19 protein-coding genes are annotated in these 21,664 nt (G+C 35.7%); 4 read left to right on the top strand and 15 right to left on the bottom strand.

Annotated elements, in window-relative coordinates; translation table 11 throughout:
- Positions 1 to 76: 76 nt before the first annotated feature.
- The 3 genes from AEQSU_RS15095 to AEQSU_RS15085 all read right to left on the bottom strand — a co-directional run bounded on the left by AEQSU_RS15095 (position 77) and on the right by AEQSU_RS15085 (position 2,931).
- Entirely contained in the window at positions 77 to 667 is a 591-nt protein-coding gene (locus tag AEQSU_RS15095; protein ID WP_014783738.1) for a superoxide dismutase family protein, read from the bottom strand.
- Positions 668 to 805: 138 nt separating this feature from the next.
- Entirely contained in the window at positions 806 to 2,020 is a 1,215-nt protein-coding gene (locus AEQSU_RS15090; protein ID WP_014783737.1) for a bifunctional alpha/beta hydrolase/OsmC family protein, read from the bottom strand.
- Positions 2,021 to 2,022: 2 nt separating this feature from the next.
- Positions 2,023 to 2,931: a diacylglycerol/lipid kinase family protein gene (locus tag AEQSU_RS15085; protein WP_014783736.1), complete on the bottom strand. Its 909-nt coding sequence runs from the start codon at positions 2,929 to 2,931 to the stop codon at positions 2,023 to 2,025.
- Between the two features lie 66 nt (positions 2,932 to 2,997).
- Between AEQSU_RS15085 and AEQSU_RS15080 the strand changes: the two genes are divergently transcribed.
- Positions 2,998 to 3,963 (top strand): App1 family protein phosphatidate phosphatase, encoded by a 966-nt coding sequence (locus tag AEQSU_RS15080; RefSeq protein WP_014783735.1) that lies wholly within the window; start codon positions 2,998 to 3,000, stop codon positions 3,961 to 3,963.
- 7 nt (positions 3,964 to 3,970) lie between these two features.
- Here the strand turns inward: AEQSU_RS15080 and AEQSU_RS15075 are convergent, their stop codons facing one another.
- The 3 genes from AEQSU_RS15075 to AEQSU_RS15065 form a co-directional block, all read right to left on the bottom strand.
- Positions 3,971 to 5,911, bottom strand: a complete 1,941-nt coding sequence (locus AEQSU_RS15075; protein WP_042492128.1) for a S9 family peptidase — start codon at positions 5,909 to 5,911, stop codon at positions 3,971 to 3,973.
- A 175-nt stretch (positions 5,912 to 6,086) separates the two neighbouring features.
- Positions 6,087 to 6,614 (bottom strand): PRC-barrel domain-containing protein, encoded by a 528-nt coding sequence (locus AEQSU_RS15070; RefSeq protein WP_014783733.1) that lies wholly within the window; start codon positions 6,612 to 6,614, stop codon positions 6,087 to 6,089.
- Positions 6,615 to 6,625: 11 nt separating this feature from the next.
- Positions 6,626 to 7,291 (bottom strand): hypothetical protein, encoded by a 666-nt coding sequence (locus AEQSU_RS15065; RefSeq protein WP_014783732.1) that lies wholly within the window; start codon positions 7,289 to 7,291, stop codon positions 6,626 to 6,628.
- A 220-nt stretch (positions 7,292 to 7,511) separates the two neighbouring features.
- On the opposite strand from AEQSU_RS15065, the gene AEQSU_RS15060 reads away from it, so the two are divergent.
- Together AEQSU_RS15060 and AEQSU_RS15055 are read left to right on the top strand one after the other, a co-directional pair.
- Positions 7,512 to 8,633 (top strand): vWA domain-containing protein, encoded by a 1,122-nt coding sequence (locus AEQSU_RS15060; protein WP_014783731.1) that lies wholly within the window; start codon positions 7,512 to 7,514, stop codon positions 8,631 to 8,633.
- A gap of 96 nt (positions 8,634 to 8,729) precedes the next feature.
- Positions 8,730 to 10,193, top strand: coding sequence for a hypothetical protein (locus AEQSU_RS15055; protein ID WP_014783730.1), 1,464 nt, complete (start codon positions 8,730 to 8,732; stop codon positions 10,191 to 10,193).
- 67 nt (positions 10,194 to 10,260) lie between these two features.
- Here AEQSU_RS15055 and AEQSU_RS15050 read toward each other — a convergent pair whose 3' ends face one another.
- Complete coding sequence (locus AEQSU_RS15050; protein WP_014783729.1) at positions 10,261 to 10,638, bottom strand: LysM peptidoglycan-binding domain-containing protein; 378 nt, start codon at positions 10,636 to 10,638, stop codon at positions 10,261 to 10,263.
- Positions 10,639 to 10,835: 197 nt separating this feature from the next.
- On the opposite strand from AEQSU_RS15050, the gene AEQSU_RS15045 reads away from it, so the two are divergent.
- Positions 10,836 to 11,465, top strand: coding sequence for a fasciclin domain-containing protein (locus AEQSU_RS15045; protein WP_042492126.1), 630 nt, complete (start codon positions 10,836 to 10,838; stop codon positions 11,463 to 11,465).
- A gap of 50 nt (positions 11,466 to 11,515) precedes the next feature.
- Here the strand turns inward: AEQSU_RS15045 and AEQSU_RS15040 are convergent, their stop codons facing one another.
- From AEQSU_RS15040 to AEQSU_RS15005, 8 genes are all read right to left on the bottom strand, one after another.
- Complete coding sequence (locus tag AEQSU_RS15040) at positions 11,516 to 12,187, bottom strand: ATP-binding cassette domain-containing protein (protein ID WP_014783727.1); 672 nt, start codon at positions 12,185 to 12,187, stop codon at positions 11,516 to 11,518.
- Complete coding sequence (locus tag AEQSU_RS15035) at positions 12,165 to 12,476, bottom strand: hypothetical protein (RefSeq protein WP_014783726.1); 312 nt, start codon at positions 12,474 to 12,476, stop codon at positions 12,165 to 12,167. Before AEQSU_RS15035 ends, AEQSU_RS15040 begins: the two co-directional genes overlap by 23 nt.
- 13 nt (positions 12,477 to 12,489) lie before the next feature.
- Positions 12,490 to 13,059: a YdeI/OmpD-associated family protein gene (locus AEQSU_RS15030; RefSeq protein WP_014783725.1), complete on the bottom strand. Its 570-nt coding sequence runs from the start codon at positions 13,057 to 13,059 to the stop codon at positions 12,490 to 12,492.
- Complete coding sequence (locus tag AEQSU_RS15025; protein ID WP_014783724.1) at positions 13,059 to 14,684, bottom strand: M1 family metallopeptidase; 1,626 nt, start codon at positions 14,682 to 14,684, stop codon at positions 13,059 to 13,061. Before AEQSU_RS15025 ends, AEQSU_RS15030 begins: the two co-directional genes overlap by 1 nt.
- A gap of 11 nt (positions 14,685 to 14,695) precedes the next feature.
- On the bottom strand, positions 14,696 to 16,027 hold the full coding sequence (locus tag AEQSU_RS15020) for a M28 family peptidase (RefSeq protein ID WP_014783723.1): 1,332 nt from the start codon (positions 16,025 to 16,027) through the stop codon (positions 14,696 to 14,698).
- A gap of 139 nt (positions 16,028 to 16,166) precedes the next feature.
- The gene (locus AEQSU_RS15015) at positions 16,167 to 17,030 is read right to left on the bottom strand and encodes a TolB family protein (protein ID WP_014783722.1); all 864 of its coding nucleotides are present in this window, start codon (positions 17,028 to 17,030) and stop codon (positions 16,167 to 16,169) included.
- Positions 17,031 to 17,191: 161 nt separating this feature from the next.
- Positions 17,192 to 19,690, bottom strand: coding sequence for an alpha-2-macroglobulin family protein (locus AEQSU_RS15010; protein WP_014783721.1), 2,499 nt, complete (start codon positions 19,688 to 19,690; stop codon positions 17,192 to 17,194).
- Between the two features lie 148 nt (positions 19,691 to 19,838).
- Positions 19,839 to 21,647, bottom strand: a complete 1,809-nt coding sequence (locus AEQSU_RS15005; RefSeq protein ID WP_014783720.1) for an acyl-CoA dehydrogenase family protein — start codon at positions 21,645 to 21,647, stop codon at positions 19,839 to 19,841.
- Positions 21,648 to 21,664 lie beyond the last annotated feature (17 nt).

Below are 21,664 nucleotides of genomic sequence, written 5' to 3'. Positions count from 1 at the left end.
AAATTTAGGGACTTTTGATGTATTAAAAAAGCCATCCCAAATTTGGGATGGCTTAATTTAAATATTTAAGGTCGGCTTATTTTATAATCCCACCACAAGCAACTCGTCCACCAGCATCACCAGTAGGTTGCGTAGTAAAATCGTCTGTACCTTCGTGAATAATTACGGCTTTGCCAACAATATCTTTGTTTTCATCGCCACAACCTATACACCATTCGTCAGTTTGCATTGTGATTCTACCGCTACCGTCATCACCAACTTCAAAATTACCTATATCACCTTTGTGATATCCGTCAGCATCGCCCCATTTACCGTGCTTTTCGTGGGTTGGGTTCCAGTGACCTCCAGAAGATTTTCCGTCTTCAGAGCTGCAATCTGCTTTTTCGTGAATATGGATAGCGTGCGTACCAGGCTTTAAACCAGAGAATTTAGCTTCTAATTTTACCATTCCGTTTTCTTCGGTAAAATAGGCTTCTCCTTCAGCCGTGCTTCCACTTTTTGCTTCCATAACTACGGAAACTGTTTTTGGTGCTTCTTGGTCTGCAGAGGAATCCATTTCGATGGAATCATTCATTCCGTCTGGGTTATCCATGTCTTTTTTTTCATTTTTACAGCCTAAAAATACTGTGATAGCAAGGGCTGCAACTAATATTCCTAATTTTTTCATTTGGAGATTTTTTAATTATTAATGTTGGTTACATCTTTTAAGATTATTAAAGGTATGATTTCAATTGGTCGAAATCAAAATTTTAAATAAATCTTAGCATTTTATTTTGAGTTTATTGAACTATTTCAATATCTCAGATTATTCTATGAGCTTTGTAATAATCTGGGTTTTACTGTGTAATGTTTTGTGTACTGGGCATCTATCAGCAATTTCTAACAGTCTTTTTCTCTGTTCTTCGGAAAGGTTACCTTTCAAATTAATTTCGCGAGTAAAGGTATCAATCTTTGCGGAATCTTCTTCACAGGCTTCACAATCTATGGCGTGATCTTTAGAATAATTGATGTGGCAAGTAACGTTTTCAACTTCCCACTTCTTTCTTTTCGCATACATCTGGATGGTCATTACTGTACAAGCTGCGAGTCCGGCAGAAAGAAATTCGTATGGCGAAGGACCGTAATTATTTCCTCCAAAGCTGGTGGGTTCATCGGCAATAAAAGAATGGTCTCCCAGTTTTAAATGCGTTGTAAATTTATCGTCGCCTTTCAAACTTGCAGCAACTTTGCTTTTGGTTTTCACTGTTTCAACTTCTGGGACATTAACATAGCGCGTTGCCCAGGCTGCAATAACTTGTCCTACATATTTTGAATCTTCTTTGTTTGAAAGCATATGGTCCGCTCCATCCAAAGAAATAAAACTTTTTGGATGACGAGCTGCTTTGTATATCTCTTCAGCGTTTTTAATACCAACAGTAGGATCTTGAGGCGAATGCAAGATTAAAAGTGCTTTTCCAAAATTACTAACAACATCAATAAGCGATTTGTTTTCAAGATCGTCCAAAAACTGTTTTTTTATGGTGAAATCTACTCCGCCTAAATTCACTTTTGCCTTGCCGTTTTTATTAATTTCTTGTTGGCTATCTTTCAACAAATGTAGCACGTGCGAAGGATGGCTGGGCGAATTAATAACTACGGCAGCTTTTATAGATTCTATTTTTGAGGCAGCAAAAATAGCAGCTGCGCCACCTAGGGAATGGCCAATAAGCAGGGTAGGAGCCATAAAGTTCTTTTTCAAAAAATCTGCGGCTTCAATAAGGTCATCTACATTTCCGGAGAAATTTGTATTTTCAAAATCGCCTTCGCTTTCGCCCAAGCCAGTGAAATCAAACCTAAGAACACCAAACCCTGCATCGGTTAATTCTCTACCAACATTTTTTACGGCGGTCAAGTTTTTAGTACAAGTAAAACAGTGTGCAAAAATCACAAAGTTATGTGGTTCCTGATCTAACGGGAGTTCCAGTCTGCCTGCTAGTTGCTCCTTATCTTTGTTAGTGAAAGATACTTTTTGAATATTCATCTTTAAGTAGTTATAGTATGTAATTTACAGAACATTTCTGGCACCGCCACCAAGAGAGTTTCCTTTCTTAAGTTTACGGAGGCCTCCTTGATTTCTCCTAAAAACTCACCATCTATCTGGAAAGGTACATTTGTTTTACAACGAATCTCGGCGCTGCTTGTTGAAATAACTTGTACAAAATCTGAGGACATTTCTGGTTGTTCGTTTATTGTTTTAAAAATTTCGATGAAGTTGAGATTTTTAAAAATGAGAATTTCAAACTTTCCATCATTCATTTTGCCATTTGGATTTATTGTGGCGCCCGTTCCAAATTTGTTTGCATTCGCAATTGCCAATAAAACACCGCTTTCATTAGTAATGCCATCTTCGGTTTCAACTTCAAAATGAAATGGTGCTTCAGAATTAATAAGTGTGGGAATTGATTGCAAAAAATAACCCAACTTGCCTCGAATCCCCGAATTTTCGTAATTCTTAATTAACTCCGCATTGATGCCCAAATCTGCAATGTGCAGACAAAGTTTGTTGTTTATAAAAAGAACATCCAACTTCAAGGTACAGTCTGAAAATGCAATATTGAGTTGGTCGGTAAGATCTTCAGGAAGATTGAAGTTAACAGCAATTCCATTAGCAGATCCCGCAGGAATTATGCCCACGACAATATCTTTGTCTAAGACACATTCTGCCACCAAGGAGATAGTTCCATCGCCACCCGCAACTAAAATACGAGTTGAATTTAGTTCTTTTACAAGCGAAAAAATTTTTTCTTTATCGTTTTCACCTGAAGTTTCGTACAGTTGGAATCCAAATCCTCTTTTGGCAACCTCATCTTTCACCGTATCAATTATGAGAGTTTTGTCACTATCGCCCGAAATAGGATTGACAATTAGTAAAATATATTTTTCTGATTTCATTAGTAAAGATTGAGCCTAAAAATACTTATTTTGTAAATGCGAAACCGTTAACGAAATATCAATTAATTGAAGCTAGATTTAAAACTATACCGTGGCTATGTAAACGATCAGGAATTGGTGGTATTTGGTCACGTTTTTAAGTCTTGGGCGCCAGATAAATATCGATTGGATCGTAGAGGAATTCGTCATGCGGTTTCTGTTATCCATATGTTTCGTATAAAACCATTAGAGAATGTTGCAGTAAAACTAAGATTCAAAAATATTGATGTGTTTACCAAAACCTTGGCCGATGGTTATTTTCGATTTACCATTCCTTACACCGAAAAACTCGAACCTGGTTGGCATTCGTATGAAGTAAGTTGTAAAATTTACGATTTCGGCATTGTAGAATCTTCTGAATTGCTAAAACCTTTTGAAAGTAAATTTGGAATTATTTCTGATATTGATGATACTTTTTTGGTTTCTCACAGTGGTAATTTTTTGAAAAAGCTTTATGTGCTCCTACTTAAAAATATCAACAAACGAAAGATTTTTGAAGATGTAGTGCCGCATTACCAATCGTTGAGTAGAGCCGGACAGGAGAATGATACGGCTTCAAATTCGTTTTTCTATGTTTCTAGTAGCGAGTGGAATTTATATGAATTTATAGACTCTTTCGCTCGACTACATCAACTTCCGAAGGCTGTAATTAAACTTAAAAAAATAAAGACAGGAATCTCAGATTTTCTGTTCACCGGAAGGGGCAGCCACGATCATAAATTTGAAAAGATTAAGGATATAATTATGTTTTACCCAAACTTAGAGTATGTTTTATTAGGCGACGATTCTCAAAAAGATCCTTTTTTATATGAACGGATTGTGAAAATATTTCCTGAAAACATAAAAGCCATATATATTAGGCAAACTGGCCGAAAGACAAAACAGCTTGTGGAAAAAACACTACAAAATATCGAATCCTTGAATGTTGCAACTTGCTATTTTTCTAATAGTCACGAAGCAATTGCACATTCAGAAAAGATTGGAATATTATAAAAGTAATTTACTTTATCTCAGTTGAATCTGTTTTTGTATTATCTAAATTGGTTGCGCCCGCATCTTTTAAATATTTATCTAAAAATTTCAAAACTCTTCCGTAAGCTTCAATTTCGTTTTCCTTCTTTACAAATCCATGGCCTTCATCTTCGAAAACTACGTATTCCACCGGAACGCCATTCTTTTTCACGCCTTCAACAATTTCATCAGATTCAATTTTTAGAACTCTAGGATCTTGTGCGCCTTGCAATACCATTAAGGGTTTTGTTACATTTTCAGTATGAAATAAGGGTGAAATTTGCTTCAAACGAACTGAATCTGCAGTATTTGGATTGCCCATTTCTTGGTATAGCGCATCTTTAAAAGATTCCCACCACGGCGGAATACTTTTTAAAGTTCGCATCCAGTTTGTAACGCCAAAAATATTGACCCCAACCTTAAATTCCTCAGGGGCAGAAGTCAGCGCAGCCATCGTCATAAATCCACCATAGGAACCACCTAGAATTCCTATTTTATCTTTATCTATCATTTCTTGGCTTGCCAACCAGTCTTTTCCTGCAATGCAGTCTTTTAAATCCTTATCACCGTGATTTTGGTCGTCCATTCTATAAAAAGTTTTGCCATAACCACTGCTGCCGCGATTGTTGACGGCCAAAACGGCATAACCGTGATTAACTACATATTGTATGAAAGAATTAAAACCTTGTCGAGACTGTCCACCTGGCCCACCGTGAACCCAAACTAATGCAGGAGCTTTTTCATCCACTGTTGCGTTTTTAGGTTCGTAATAAATAGCGGGAATTTCCAATCCGTCAAAAGATTTGAATCTAACAACTGTTGCTTCAACCAAATCGTTAGGATTTATTTCTTTGTTTAAAACATCGGTAAGTTTGTGATATTTGCCAGAAGCTATATTATAGGAGTAAGTGTTTGTAGGAAGTTGGGAGCTGCCAACAGTCAATAATGCCATTGTTTCATCGTTAGAAAAACTTGCAGCTTCAATTGCTTGCCCATCTATATCGGGAAAATTTAATTCCTTACCAGTTGCAACTTCGGTAACATACATTTTTGATTTGGCGTCTTCATTGCTAAATAAAACTTGGTATTTTCCGTTATATGTAAAGTAGAATGCACTAATATCCCAATCTTTTTCTAAAACTTTTTCTTTGGTTCCGTTTTCAATATTGTACTTCATTAAATAACTGAACTCAGAATCGACATCGGTTGTGTAATAAAATGATTTTTCATCAGGTGAAAAATCTTCTGGTGTATTCTTGCTGATAGTTTCGTTGATCTTAGTTTTTTGATTTGTTTTAAGATTTAGAAGATAAAGATCACTGTCGTTTGTAGTTATTGATTTTGATAGAAGCATATAGTTTTTATCTGCTGAAATTCCTCCAAGATCCATCGCATCTTCGTTTTTAAATATAAGTTTGGGTTTGAAGGTAGCAATGTCCATTTCATAAACATCCATCATTTGTGCACTGCGTTCGTTGCTGTTGTAATAGAAACTTTTGCCGTCCTTAGCCCAGCCTTGAAAGAGTGCACGCACATTTTTTTCAGGAGTCAACCTTTTAATTTCGTTGCTATCTTTCATGAAAATTTTGAAAATCTCATCACCGTTTCCATCCATTCTGAAAAGAATTCTATCGTCTTCAGGAAAATATGAAATGCCATAAACCGAAGCACTATCAGATTGGGTTATGGGTGTAAACTCGCCGCCTTCCGCAGAAACGTTGTACATATTATATACTCCAGAACGATTGCTGGTTATAAGTACTTTCGATTTATCAGCAGAGAAGCCATTCGCCGAGGCATTTTCATTACCCATAAATTGTTCTATAGTATAGGTTTTTACTACTGCAACTTCTTTGGTATTATCTTTTGGCTTGTCTTTGCAGGCAAATACTAATAATAAGGTTAAACATATTAAACTGAATTTCTTCATAAAGCTATGGGAGTTTATATTGTTGATTTTCAATTCAAATCTAATCATTTTTCTTTAAAACAATTTCAACATATTACTTCATAATAAAAAGCTTTAGCTAAGAATCTTATGGTAGAAATATAAAAAACGAGGAAAATATAAAATTTTCCTCGTTTTAAACTGATACTAGAAAACATTACAATTTTCTATCTGAATATCGCTTTCGGTCAAATTCATCTCTTTCATAAAATTCATCTTCTTCATAAACATTTTCTGGTGGCAAATTATCACGATTGTAGGAATCAAGCACAATAACTTCGTATTCGCGATTTATAGGATCTCCTTTACGATAACGTTTGGTTTCAGAAAAAGTTCTGTGGTTAATACCATTTGCTTGAACCATTTTATTGTCAATGTCTAGATTCACCATTCCAATGGGAACAATAACGTGGCTGTCTCCATCTTTATTCACAAATTCGCGAATCTCAATATTTTGGGGACGTCCGTATGGATCGTGTTTTGCATCAATTATAGTATTATCCACTTCCACGTCAAGATAGACAACTCGTTTGGCGGTTTTGTTTACCAAAAGGTTATCCACTTTACCAATTACGCGGTTATCTGCATCACGTACTTCCCAATTCCTTACATCGGGATCGTCGCTTGCAACTTTATAATCTGAAAGTTCGTTAAGGTTATATAAATGCTTTTCTTCCTTTTTCATAGTTTGATTTTTTATTGGTTATCATTTTCGTGAGCATTCATATTTTGCAAAAGTTTACCTGAATTGTCAAAAAAACTTTTTACATCTTCTTTTTGTTGAAGAGTTGCCATCTTGGTGTCAATTTTGCTTGCTAAGGTTTTTACCATATCTGCTTCAGAAGATAAATTCGGAAATTTTTGTTCCTGAATCGTTTTAAGTGCGGTAGAAATTTCTCCAGCAGCTATCTTTATCTTGTCTGCATGTTTTAATGAAGTGGGATCTTTTGTAATTTCGGTTGCTTGCTGTTTTGCTTGCTCCAAATTAGCGTTCACATCAACATTCATATTTCTAGCTTCAGCTTCAGTGGCCGTAATGAGGTGCATTAATGCCCCATTAGTAAATTGATGATCCACTCCCATTTTTTCATTATCTATATAAGTAAGATAATCAGCGATTGCTTTTTCATTTACAACGTCACCGTAGGATCCATCGTAAAGAGATGTGGTATCCTCGTTGGTTTCTCTGTAAATTTGATCATTGTCTATTTGGGTTATAGAGTCATTGGTCATTAAATCGTCATCTGCATCATGCTTATTGTCGTTATAATACCAAAAAAAATAAATAGCCGCAAGAATGATCAAGACAAGGATAAACCAAGGCCAAATTGGTTTTTTCTTTTCAATTTTAATTTCTGCCATAATAATAAGTTTTAGAAGTTGATTAATTTTTCATTTCTAAAATTATATAAATATGGAAAGCACCTCGCATAAATAACTGTTAACTAAATTGTTAAATACTGCCAATTGACACAAACCAATAAATTAATAACTCATTTGATGATTTTTTATTTATTTTATTTTGGTAGTAGTTTAACGTTTTGTCTTTTATTTTAAACAAGTAAAGTTTTAATTTTAGAAGATGAATAAAAATGATGCTAAAAGCGGTTTTGTCTTTACCAAACATACTCCAAAAGATCAATCGCCCTTCGATAAACTTTTCGATATTTTTCAAGAATTGATTACGCACACTTCTGGCGATTTTGATGAAGCAATGGATTGGCTAAAACAAATAGACGACGAATATAAACTTACAACCGAAGATTACACTTTAGACGATTTTGTTGAAGATTTAAAAAAGAAAGGCTATCTGCGGGAAGAAATAAAAATGGACGGTAAAAGCGGTTTGGCTATTACCGAAAAAACGGAACGCGCAATTCGCAAACGTGCTTTGGAGCAGATTTTCGGCAAACTCAGAAAAAGTGGCGCGGGAAACCATCGAACCAAACAAACTGGGAGAGGTGATGAGCAAGCCGGCGAGTTTCGAGATTATCGTTTTGGAGATTCGCTAGAGCAGATTTCAATGACAGAAAGCTTCAAAAATGCTCAAATAAATCACGGTATAGGCGATTTCACGCTGTCAGAAAACGATTTGGTTGTTGAAGAAACCATGTACAAAACCCAGATGAGTACTGTGTTAATGATAGATATTAGTCATAGTATGATTCTTTACGGTGAAGATAGAATTACACCAGCCAAAAAAGTAGCGATGGCGCTTTCGGAATTTATTACAACCAGTTATCCAAAAGACACCTTGGATATTTTAGTCTTCGGAAACGATGCTTGGCCTATTAAAATTAAGGATTTGCCATACTTGAATGTTGGACCCTATCACACAAACACTGTTGCAGGACTTCAATTGGCAATGGATTTGTTAAGAAGAAAACGAAACACCAACAAACAAATTTTTATGATTACCGACGGTAAACCAAGTTGTGTAAGGCTTCCCGACGGACGTTATTATAAAAACAGCAACGGTTTAGATAGTTATATTGTGAACAAATGTTACGCAATGGCTTCACAAGCGCGAAAACTTCACATTCCAATCACAACTTTTATGATAGCTGAAGATCCTTATTTAATGCAATTCGTTGAACATTTTACAGCTGCAAATCAGGGAAAAGCATTTTATACAGGTTTAAAAGGTTTGGGTGAAATGATATTTAGTGATTATGAAACAAATCGTCGTAAACGGATAAAATAAGTGTTCCGTGTTCAGTCGCAGTTGGTAGTAGAAGCTTTGTGAACTCTGTGTAAAACTTAGTGTCCTTTGTGGTTAAAAAAAATAGAAATATAAATTATGAATATAGAAAATATTAAAACATTCGGCGAACTCAAAAAATCGGGTTATGCACCAAAATCAATCAAAGAAGAATTGCGTAGAAACCTCCTTCAAAAAATAATGAAGAAGGAAACGCCCTTTGTTGGCATTCATGGTTATGAATTAACTGTAATCCCGGAATTGGAACGCGCCATTCTTTCAAAGCACAACATCAACCTCTTAGGTCTTCGTGGTCAGGCTAAAACTCGTTTGGCTCGTCAAATGGTTGGGCTTTTGGACGAATACATACCAGTGGTTGAAGGCAGCGAGATTAACGATGATCCATTTAATCCAATTTCGCGCTACGCAAAAAATTTAATGCACGATAAAGGAGATGATACACCAATAAGTTGGATGCATCGTGATGATCGCTTTTCTGAAAAATTAGCGACACCAGACGTTACAGTTGCTGATATTATAGGTGACGTAGATCCTATAAAGGCTGCGAACTTAAAACTTACTTATGCGGATGACCGTGTGATTCATTTTGGAATGATTCCGCGAAGCAATCGCTGTATTTTTGTGATTAATGAGCTGCCAGATTTACAACCTAGAATTCAAGTGGCACTTTTCAATATTTTGCAGGAAGGAGATATACAGATTCGTGGTTTCGCAGTGCGATTGCCGTTGGATATTCAGTTTGTATTTACTGCAAACCCTGAAGATTATACAAATCGTGGAAGTATAGTTACACCACTAAAAGATAGAATTGGCTCACAGATTTTAACGCATTATCCCGAAGATATTAAGACTGCTCGGACAATTACAGAGCAAGAAACAGAAGAAGCAATCAAAACGAAATCGAACATTTACGTGCCAGATCTTGCCAAAGATGTTTTGGAGCAAATAAGTTTTGAAGCACGTGAAAATGATTTTATAGATGCAAAAAGCGGCGTGAGCGCACGTTTAAGTATTACAGCTTTTGAAAATCTTTTAAGTACTGCTGAAAGGCGCGCTTTGCATAGTGGTGAAGAAAAAACTTCAGTTCGCTTAGGCGATTTTATAGGGATTATTCCATCAATCACTGGAAAAATTGAATTGGTTTACGAAGGGGAACAGGAAGGAATTTCGCAAGTTGCACAACAATTGATTGTGGACGCCGTGAATACAACATTTAAAGAGAAGTTTCCTAAAATTGAAAAACTCACAAAAGATGGCGACGCAGATCCGTATGCTGAAATTGTATCTTGGTTTTTTGAAGAAAATGATTTTGAATTGCTCGATTCCTATTCAGATGAAGAATATAAAACCGAATTGGATAGAATAATTCCGCTTCAACAGTTAATAGAAAAATACCAACCAGAAACTTCAAAAAATGATAGTTACTTTTTGAAGGAAGTTGTTCTTTGGGCTTTGGCTGAAAATAAAAAATTAAGCAAGTTTAGCTTAGGGAATGGGCTTCACTTTAAAGATTTGTACGGAAGTTACATTAGTGGGCTTTAAAATTATAAGCACAAAAAAACCGCTAGCTTTTACTAAAACTAGCGGTTTTATTGTTTTATAACGGGTATTAAAGATTTGGAATCACCAACTCATCACCTGGATGAATAAGATCTGCAGATTTCAATTTTCCTTTGTTTGCTTCGTAAATAGCATTGTATTTACCAGAATCCTTATAATATTGTTTAGCAATTTTACCCAAGGTTTCTCCGCTTTTCACGGTGTGGCGAGCAAAAACTGAGCTGTCAGCAACTTGTATATCTGCCATAATATCTGTTGGGTTTTCACCACCAATCTTTTTTATTTCGTCCCAAAGCAAGTTTTTATCGTAAGGAGTCTTTGCAGTTCCCCAAACTTTAAGTTGGCCGTTTTCTTCTTTTACATCACCGTTTTGGATGTTTAATTTTTCTCCTAGATCCAGAACGCTCTGGTATTTTGACTTAATCATTTTGGTATGTTTTAAAAATTAATTCTTTAAAGATACTAATTTGGAGAAATCTAAATTTAACATTTAGAAAATTTTAGGTATTAACATTCAAAATAATTGAATTTCCAAAAATTTAACTAAAAATTAATTACAATTGGTAAAAACTTCACAGAACAAAAGAATATCTTTGACCCAAATTTAAAATCAACGAAACTATTATGAAACTAAAAACAATTGTAATGTCTATGGCCGTCGTAGCAATGCTATTTGCTAGCTGTGATGACTCTAAAAAGAAAGAAGCTGAAATGCAAGCTCAAGAAGAAATGCGTATGCAGCGCGAAAGCGATTCATTAATGCAACTTGAAGAAGCTAACAAAGCTCAAATGGCAGATATGGAAGCCAATTCAATTGCTGCTAAAGCAATGGCAAATTCAGATTTGTCTACTTTGGTAAGCGCTCTTCAAGCAGCTGATATGGCTCAAACTTTAAAAGCTGAAGGTGACTATACCGTTTTCGCTCCAACAAACGAAGCTTTCAGTAAAGTTCCAAAAGCAACATTGGATAACCTAATGATGCCAGAGAATAAAGCAAAGCTTCAAAGCTTACTTCAGTATCACGTACTTCAAGGTAAAATGAATGCTGCTGATGTTGTAGCAAAAATTAAAGAAGCTGGTGGAAAACTTGACGTAACCACAATGAATGGAGAAACAATTACGCTGTCTGAAAAAGATGGTAAAGTAATGATCAAAGATGCTAAAGGAAATATGGCTACTGTAACAAGTGCTGATATGGACGCATCAAACGGTGTTGTGCACGTAGTAGATAAAGTGTTAATGCCAAAAATGTAATTCAATTTAAATTGAATTTTAAAAGAAAAGCTCCAGAAATGGGGCTTTTTTTATGAAGTATTTTTCCCTAAATATTCAAGCTTTTTTAAATCTTCTTTGCTTTCAATTGGTATTGAAATTCCTTCTTTTATAATTAAGTTTTGGGTTGTAATTCTAAGCACATCCTCATAATAATGATCTGTGATTATTATTCCTTTTTCAGCTTTAAGTTTGTTTAATAATTTTGATATTTCCATTTTATGCAAGGGATCAATCATGGAGAATGGTTCATCCAGCATTAAAAAAGAATGATTTAAATTACCAACTAATAAAACTTCCAAATAACGAACTTGACCAAGAGAAAGTTCACCAATTTTTTTTGCAGCTAGTTTTGCAATTAAAGGATCATAAAAAACCGCTTCTTGCTTTTTTTCTTGGTCAAAATAGATTGGAATAATGTCTCGAACTTTAATATTTTTAGGTAAAAAGGAATGTTGAGGCAAATAGGCAATACGTTCTTTAGAAATGTTCTCCAAAGGATTAATTTTTTGATCGTTGATAGAAATATTTATTGAACCTAACTGCAATGTTCCAAATATCATTTTCAATAAAGTTGTTTTTCCACAACCATTTCTTCCGAAAATACCTAGAATCTCACCAGTTTTCAAAGAAAATGAAATCTCTTTAAGAACTTCTTTTTCGCCAAAACATATAAAAGCGCTATGTAATTTGAATATTGCCAAAGAGAAAACGGATAATGATTAATAATACTAAAAAAATGGGGATGCCAACCAAAAGATTGATGATAAATGAAACCTTAAAAAGCTTCCATTTCGTAATTCCAAGATTGAAGTAAAAGTAGAATTGGTTATAATAAAATGTTTGAAATCCTAAAAAACCAATTGAAAGACCAGCAGTTGCAAAAAGAACAAACGCCCAAAGTAAACCTAAATAAAGCAGACTCATAATTGAAAATGCCGCAATAAACGGAAAAATGGTTTTATAAAATTGCCAATAGGCTCTATATAGCATAAGTCTAACTTTATTATCTAAATTTTTTATTTTCTTCGCATAAAATTACTATTTCTGAGATTCTCTTATCTCTGGTTTCTTGACGTTTAGCTTGGTTTAGCCAATATAGATAGCTTTTACGACTACTAGGAGAGAAGTTTTTATAATTTATAAAAGCTTTTGAATTTTCATCAAAACTTTTTTGAAGATCTTCAGGAATAATTAAATTTTCAACATCGTCCAATGCAGTCCAGCTTCCGTTTTTCTTGGCTGCTGAAATAACTAGTTTTCCACTTTTATGCAGCAGGTTTTCTTTTTCTAATTCTTTTAAATGTGCTTTGTTAAGCGCGCTCCAAACACTTTTTGGATTTCGTTTACAAAAATATTGACGGCGCTTTCCGTCACCTAAGCTTTTTGAAGTACTGTCTATCCAGCCATAACACAAAGCCACTCTAACAGCTTCTTCCCAACGCATTGTTGGAATTTTGGTTTCTAGTTTGTTAAAAATAAGGTAGGCCCCATTTGGAAAATCATTATGGTTTTCATGCAACCATTCCCGCCATTGCGTATCACTCTCAAAATAAAGTTCTGGCCTTTCATCCATTACTTTTGCTGTTCAGATTTTACATAAAAATCTTCTCTAATTTCCATTGTTTTAATTGCTGAAGGAAATTCCTTCGTCTTCCATTCCGCAGTTGGTTTAATCCATTCTTCTTTTCCATTAATTATTGCAATAATGGGCATTTTGAAGTTTTCGACTATAGCTACATAACAATATTTCAATTTATTTCCATCAATAGCATATTCTATTTTTGGAACCATCGTAGTTCTAAGATATTGTTCAAAAAATGCAGTTAAGTCCATCCCGCTTTTTTTGCTTATGTAATCTTCAACTTGTTTGGTGGTAACGATTTGATGGTAGAATTCTTTATTCAAACCACGAAGAATTTGTCGCCATTTTTCGTCATCGTCAATAAGTTGGCGAATCATATGAAGCATATTTCCACCTTTGTAATACATATCGCTACTTCCAGAATTGCTAACATTGTATTGCCCAATAATGGGACGATCGTTCAAAATCTTTTTTCTGGTACCAATAACATATTCCGAAGAAGCCTTTTTTCCGAAGAAATAATCTACATACAAATTCTCAGAATAATTAGTAAACCCTTCGTGAACCCACATATCTGCCACATCTTTTGAAGTTATACTGTTCGCAAACCATTCGTGGCCACTTTCATGAATAATTATAAAATCGAACTTCAAACCCCATCCCGTTTCTGAAAGATCGCGACCTAAATAACCGTTTTCAAATTTATTGCCATACGTCACACTACTTTGGTGTTCCATTCCCAAATAAGGCGCTTCAACCAGCTTGTAACCATCTTCGTAAAAAGGGTAGGGGCCAAACCAATGTTCAAAAGCTTCCATCATCATCGGCGCTTGTTTGAATTGTTCTTTTGCCTTCGCTTCATTTTCGCGAAGCACATAATAATCCATGTCTAATATGTTTTTTTCACCTTTGTACTTTTCGCCCCAATGCACGTAATCGCCGATGTTTATGTTCACTCCATACGCATTAATTGGGTTTACCACTTTCCAAACCCAAGTTTTTGTACTGTCAGTTTCAACTACTTTTATCAATCTTCCGTTACTTACGTCCATCAAGTCTTTTGGAGCGGTTACGGAGATTGTAATGCCCTTATCTGGCTCATCGGACGGATGATCTTTCAGCGGCCACCAAACGCTGGAACCAATTCCTTCGTTACTCGTGGCTATAAAATCTTTTCCGTTGCTGTCTTTAGTCCAAGTGAAACCACCGTCCCAAGGCGGACGTCGTGCTTCTATCGGTTTTCCAGAGAAGAAAATTATTATATTTTCTTCTTTTCCTCTTTGTTGTTTTTTTAGAAGTTTTAAAAAGTGCGCGTTTCCTTCCGAAGTGAATGAAATTTCTTTTCCGTCTTGCAATATTTTATCAATCTTCATCGGTGCTTGCAGATCAATCTGCATCACATTGTTTGGTTTTAAGACTTTATATGAAATGGTGTTGCTGCCTTCAATGGTTTTATTGGAAGGATTTACGGCGACTTTTAAATCGTAATAAGTAACGTCCCACCAAATTCTCTCAGGAGTTATGCTGCCGCGAAGGGTGTCAGCGCGAGTAAATTCTTGAGAAAATGCAGAAATAGTAAGAATCAATAAAACGAGGGTACAGACTTTTTCTTTCATAATAAATAATTTTATCTAAATACTGAATTTGGGAAAACAACAATGCTTTCAAAACCATTTTTTCCAACGGAAGCTACGCCAAAAAATGAATTATCAATCACAATTCCTTCCAAAGTAAATTCGGAAACATCGCCCACGTAGCGTCTGTGGTCCCAAGTTGGTGAAGTTGTATCTCTCCAATATATTTTGTAACCTGTGGCTCCGTCAACTTTTTCCCACTTCAACTTTGCCGAAGCTTCCACAACGCCACCAATTGCTACGTTTTTTGGTTCTGGTGGGGCAGAAGCGATACTTGCTAAATTGATTGCATTTACGGCTGTTAGTTTTGCGGCATAGTCAAAGTTTACGAACTCTATCTTGTCGCCGTATTCAATACCGTTTTCGGTTCTTAAATCTTGATGCTGATGGTTGTAATCTTCATGAGATTCCATAATCCGAATTCCCGCCCAACCTAAATCGTTGAATGGTCTATGATGCCCACCGCGACCAAAACGATCCAAACGATAAACCATCATAGGATTCATTTCCGGCATATAGGTTTTTGTAGTTTTATAAACGTAACGCGCCAATTGACGGGAGATTCCATCAACTTCACCACCATAAAAGCGTCGCATTTGCCGTTCTTGCTCTGTTTCTGTAGGCGGAACGGGTTCACTGAAAATCCGGAAGTCGCGATTGCTGATTACGCCGTCAACACCTTTTATATTGCCAATCATATCATTGTTGAAAACTCCGATAATTTCCCAATTGTTGTCTTTGGCGAATTCCGCAAAACCTTTTCCACCGAAAAGACCTTGTTCCTCGCCACTCAAACCTAAATAAATTATGTTATTTTCAAATTTATATTTTGAAAGAACGCGAGCTGCTTCAATAGTTCCGGCCATTCCGCTGGCGTTGTCATTGGCGCCTGGAGCGTCTTTTGTGAAATCGCTGCCGTCGCTGTTTCTGGAATCTATATCGCCGCTCATAATAATATAACGGTTTGGATATTTTGTTCCTTTTTGAACTGCCGCCACATTTACAATCCAAGTATCCGTTGGAACGCGATCATTTCCTTCAGCTTTTACTAAATTTTTTTGGTAGAAAACATTTAGACAATTGCTGCAATTCTTTGAAATATTTTCGAATTCAGATTTAATCCATCTTCTGGCAGCTCCTATTCCTCGTGTATTGCTAACAGTATCGCTAAAGGTATTTCTAGTTCCGAAATTGACCAAAGTTGTTACATCTGCTTTTATTCTTTTTGAAGAAACTGAACTAACTATGTCATAGATCTTTTGGTCTGTTTGGGAGAAAATGGAAAACGAAATGCTTAAAATAGAAAGGAAGAGCAGCTTTTTCATCAATGGAATTTTGTTTAAAAATAACAAAAAGAAAGACGAAGACCTACTAGCGCATAAAAAAACCTAACAGGAGATTGCTTCGGCCTATGGCCTCGCAATGACGTCTGTTAGGTTTGTAATTGTAAGTGACCGCTATCCGTTAATTTTCTCCAACAATGGCAAGTTTCTTTCCATCAGGGCTTATTGCCATTCGGGAAATGCTTTTTATTCCATATTCTTCAAGAGATGCAACGCGGTTCCATTCGGTTTCGCCAAGCGTGTCATACATATAAAGTTTGTTGCCGCTACCAACAATAATTTGTGTGTCGTTAATCCAAACATAATCTTGAATACCGATAGGAAGTTCACTAATAAAGAAACTTTCGTAGGAATTCATATCTAGCAAATATAGGTCTAGATTACCTTCTCCATTTATTAATGAATAGCTCATTGAATTTGTTTTTGGAACTTTTTGAAGCGAACGACCAGCATTATAAAACAAGGTGTCAGCGGTTTTTGAAGCTAAATCAATTAAAGTCAAATCCATTTTGTCGCCATCCAAAACTGTGGCAAGCATTTTAGTATCGTCGTAGAAAGCGAAATAAGCAACTTGTAAACTTTTAATTATTTCTGAAGATTTACCAGTTTTCGCATCATAACGGTACAATCTCTGAAGACCATCCGTATCTAGCCTAACCGCAGCTACATCGTTATTAGAAGGAAATTTTTGTGGAGAATATTCCCCGCCCTCTGTTTTTTGATTGACCCATTTTTGAATTTTTGAATTCAGATTATATTCTGAAATATCTGTCTGACCTTCGTTGTTTCCAGCAAAAACAAGTGTTTCATTTGAAATGAAGGATGGTTGATTGTCATAGCCTTCGTTGTTTGAAATATTCCGAGCATTCATCAACTCTAAGCCTTCATAAGCTGGTGCGAGATCGAAAACATAGACTTCGGTATTTTGTTGGGCGAAGGTGAAATTAGCAATTATGATGATGAAGAGGAAAAAAAGCTTTTTCATTATAGTTTGTTTTTCTTCAAAAGTAGCAAACTCTGAGCCAAAAAAAATAGTATTCAGTTTTCAGTAATCAGTAATGAAAATTTAGAGTTTGTATTTCATTTTTTCAAACCTGAAGGAACGAAATGAATTATTGCTGAAAGGTTAAATAGAAATAGAATTAATTATTCTACTTCTAAAAAAGCCGTTGCGTATACTGGGATTCCTGAATTTGAAACCCCTTCAATTTCTATTTGAAAACGGCCTTTATCATCACTTGTGTAAAAGCTAATTGTAGGATTTTGAAAACCTTGTGTTATTAAATTTGGCTTCCAAAAGAGAGTAGTTCGTTTATCTTCGCGACTTCTATTTCTATCTACTAACGAATAATCTGGCGCATAAAATTCTCTTGCGGTGTAAAAACCTTCTAATTTATAATTAATTGAGCCTGGTTTTTTGTCTGTAACATTTGACCTCCTGTTTGCCCCTTGTTTTGTATATATTGCAATAATACCTTGGGCTTTTAGACCATAAGCAGCAGCGGAGTGACCAGTATTTCGAATGTCAATAAAATCTATATCTCCAGAATGAATAGATCTTGCCGTCTTCAAGTCAACTTCTATATCATCTAAATAAATTGTGGGTTTCATTCCCCTAAGGTTAACTTCAACATTTTCAATACTAAATATGGCGTCAGCATCTTTAGGGTCTTTTGTGTATCTTCCTGTTCTAATACCCGGCACATTTATTATTAAATCCATAAAAGTGCTAGATCCCGTTTGTTCCATGTCACTTACTACGACGCGGTAAGAAGGTGCAAAGATGCGTGCTCGTTTATTTCTCCTTATTTCTTCAACTTCTTCTTTTGTTATTACTTTTGTTTCTACTAAAACTTCATCTAATACCTCTCTTTCGCCATCAAATTGAAAATCTCTAAATACATTATTTCGTGATTTTTTTCTATATTTCTCTTCATCAGCAATACTCAACTTTTGATTGAATGTATTGTTTATTTCATCAGGAATAATACCGGGTCTTTGTGGAACTGTTGCCAACTTAATATTGGTGTCAGCAAAATTTGGTTTTTCAGATTTAAGACTTGATCCAGCTTGCAAGAATACGTTAATAGTATCATGAAATACAAATGGTCCATAAGAAAAATGCCCAATGTCATTAGTGTTATCAGTTTCTTGATAAAAACCTTTTTTACGGAAAGTGAGTTTGGTTTCGCTAAATTTATTTTGAAAAGGTGATTTTGCATTGATCGTGTTTCCGCTAATATATATTCCTTTTTCAGGTTTGTAATCTTGCCTGGCGCTATTCTGAATAAATTCCTGCCACTTAAAGCGTCGCCATCCGTGAGTCATCATTATTAAATCTAATTGTTGGTTCTTTTTTATAGTGTCGCCAGCAGTGAAAAAATAGTTTGGAGATTTTATTTTTCCTCTTAGATCAGAATTCATTAATAAATAGGTCTTTATGTTTTCTGCATTGTTGTTCGGTTTGATTAATTCAGCATCTGTTATCGACAAAGAAAAGGTTCCAGAAACGAGCTTTCCGCTATCGTCCCTAATATCAATTATCATGTTTACACGATCGCGAATACTAGTGTTGAAACCGTTTGTCTTTTTCACTTTAACAGCAATTTTTTCTTTCTTTTTAATATAAACCATTCGCTCAGCAACAGGTTTTTCAGATTCATTGAAAACTACAATATCCAAAACACCTTCAATCAAATCTGAAGTTGGGACTTTTACCAACATTGTGTTGGTCTGCTGGTCTTGGATATAATCAAACGCAGCTAAACCTCTTTGCTGACCAACGATTAGCATATTTTTCAATCCTTCTTTTTTGTTTGTTCTAAGGTTTATTATAACTTCTTTATCGGTTGTGGAAGTGTTTAAAACATAGCCTTCAGAAAGTGGAATAGGTAAAGGATAGAGAATGTTTTCTTCGCCATTTGTAATAACCGCGCGATATTCTTTGCCCGGTTCAGGTTTTAAATAAAACAATCCGAGACCAAATTCTAGAGTTTTAAAATCTGTGACTTTATTTCCTTCGAAGTCTTCAATAATTCCAACGATAGGCTTAGACGATATTTCCGCATCCTTAATTTTTACAGCGACTTTATTGGTCATCCCGTCAATTAGATAACCACCTTCCGGATAAAAACCAATGTCTGGCAACTCTGAATTTGTTTCTATTTCTGAATTTTCTATAGAATCGCTATCGGGAATTTCTGAATTTAGCGCAAAAACAGGAATTTCCTTCTTGAAGAAATAATCCCTGGGCTGATTACGCATATAGTTTGTGTAAGCACGTAAAAGATAAGTTCCATCTTTCAGTGTAAGAGGTAATTTAAAATCTCCATCAGCACTAAAAGATTCGACAAATAATTTTCGTTCGCTGATTACTTCACCGTTTTCATTTATTAGTTCAACATAAATTATTTTGCTTTTTTCACTTTTTTTGTGGGTAACACCATTAACAAGAAAGGCATTGAACCAGATGTCTTCGCCAGCAGTATAATATGGTTTGTCTGTTTTAATATAAATTTTTTCAGGATATTTTTCTGAAGTGTATTCGTGCAGTCTATTGAAAATTAAAATTTTCAATCCCGAGCTATCACTAACCGAAAATGCAAAACAAAGAATGCATACAATTGCAAGAAGAAAATTTTTCATAGACCTTCGTAAAGTGAATAAATCTAAAGATAAGAATTTTTTAATCAAAAAAAACCTAACAGTGTCATTTCTATCCCCATAGCTATCGGGATAGAAATGACACTGTTAGGTCTGATAATTTTATCAGTTCAAATAAAAATTTGAATTATTAAAACGGATAATTGTTTTCAGTAATTACTTTGGCAGCAATCGTTTTTCTAATTTCACCAATATTTGGCATATTTTGATACTTGGTGAAACGTTTCAATCCCATTAGCATAGCGCGTTGTTCATCACCTTCAGAGAAAGAAAGTATTGCTTCTTTTGCTTTCACCGTAATAATATCCACCGCGTGATAAAGGTATAATTGCGACATTGCAATTTGTTCTTTTTGAGAATCCTCGCCAAAACGTTTTGCATTTTTTTCGGTTCTTAAAATTCCACTTTCGGCCATATAGATTTCAATCAAGATATCTGCGGCAGCCAATAATGTTTGTTGGTGTTCTTCCAGTTCAGTTCCATATTTTTGAACGGCGCTTCCTGCAACCATTAAAAATACTTTCTTAAGTTTAGCGATCATTGCTTTTTCTTCTGAAAGCAATTCAGAGAAATCTGGTGTGTCAAAAGAAGGAATTCCCATCAACTCTCCAGCAACAGCTTGTGCAGGCCCTAAAAGATCTACGTGACCTTTCATTGCTTTTTTCACTAACATTCCTACCGAAAGCATTCTGTTTATCTCGTTGGTTCCCTCATAAATACGGGTAATTCGAGCATCTCTCCACGCCGCTTCCATAGGTGCTTCTGCACTGTAACCCATCCCTCCAAAAATCTGGATTCCTTCGTCCGTACAATGTTGGATATCTTCCGAAACGGCCACTTTCAATATGGAACACTCTATGGCATATTCTTCAACTCCTTTTAATTCTGCTTCTTGGTGGCTGTTACCAGCTGCAACACGCATAGCAATTCTATCTTCAACATTTTTAGCTGCTCTATATGAAGCACTTTCGTCTACATAGGCATTAGTTGCCATTTCAGCTAATTTAAGTTTAATAGCACCAAAAGATGAAATAGGCACGTCAAATTGAATTCTTTCGTTTGCGTATTCCACCGCTTTTGAAATAACTCTACGTTGGCCATCAAGACCCGCAGCAGCAAGTTTTATACGACCCACGTTTAAAGCGTTCATTGCTATTTTGAAACCTTCGCCTCTTTCGCCCAACATATTTTCTGCAGGAACTTTGGTGTCGCTAAAGAAAACCTGACGAGTAGAAGAGGAGTGTATACCTAGTTTCTTTTCTTCCTCGCCAAATGTAATTCCGTTTGAAGAATCGTTTTCAACGATAAATCCGGTAATGTTTTTATCGTCTTCAACTCTGGCAAAAACAATGAATGTACTACAGAATCCTGCATTAGAAATCCACATTTTTTGTCCGCTGATAGCGTATGTTTTTCCATCTTCAGAAAGAACGGCTTTTGTTTTTCCGCTGTTCGCATCACTTCCTGCACCAGGTTCAGTTAAAGCATACGCTCCAAACCATTCGCCTGTTGCTAATTTTGGGACATATTTTTTCTTTTGTTCTTCTGTTCCGTATAGGGTGATAGGCATTGTTCCAATTCCGGTGTGCGCTCCAAAAGCTGTAGCCACAGAGCCACTAGCCCCAGACATATAATCGCATACCAACATAGTAGTTACGAAACCCATTCCCAATCCGCCGTATTCCTCTGGAACAGCAACGCCAAGAAGGCCCATTTCACCAGCTTTTTGCATTAACTCTTCGGTAAGGGCGTAGTCGTGTTGCTCCAAGCGTGCCTTTAACGGCCAGATTTCACGATCTACAAACTCCTTAACAGAATCGCGCATCATTTTTTGTTCTTCCGAAAAGTCTTCTGGTGTGAAAACGTCTTCGGCTTTTGTTTCTTTTACTAGAAATTGTCCTCCGCGCAGTAATTCTTTATTTTTTGTTTCAGTTTCCATTACTATATAAGTTTGTT

Origin of the sequence: Aequorivita sublithincola DSM 14238, from assembly GCF_000265385.1 — a bacterium.
Lineage (GTDB): Bacteria > Bacteroidota > Bacteroidia > Flavobacteriales > Flavobacteriaceae > Aequorivita > Aequorivita sublithincola.
Note: the sequence above shows the minus strand (reverse complement) of the source record. Positions and strands in the feature narration are given on the sequence as shown.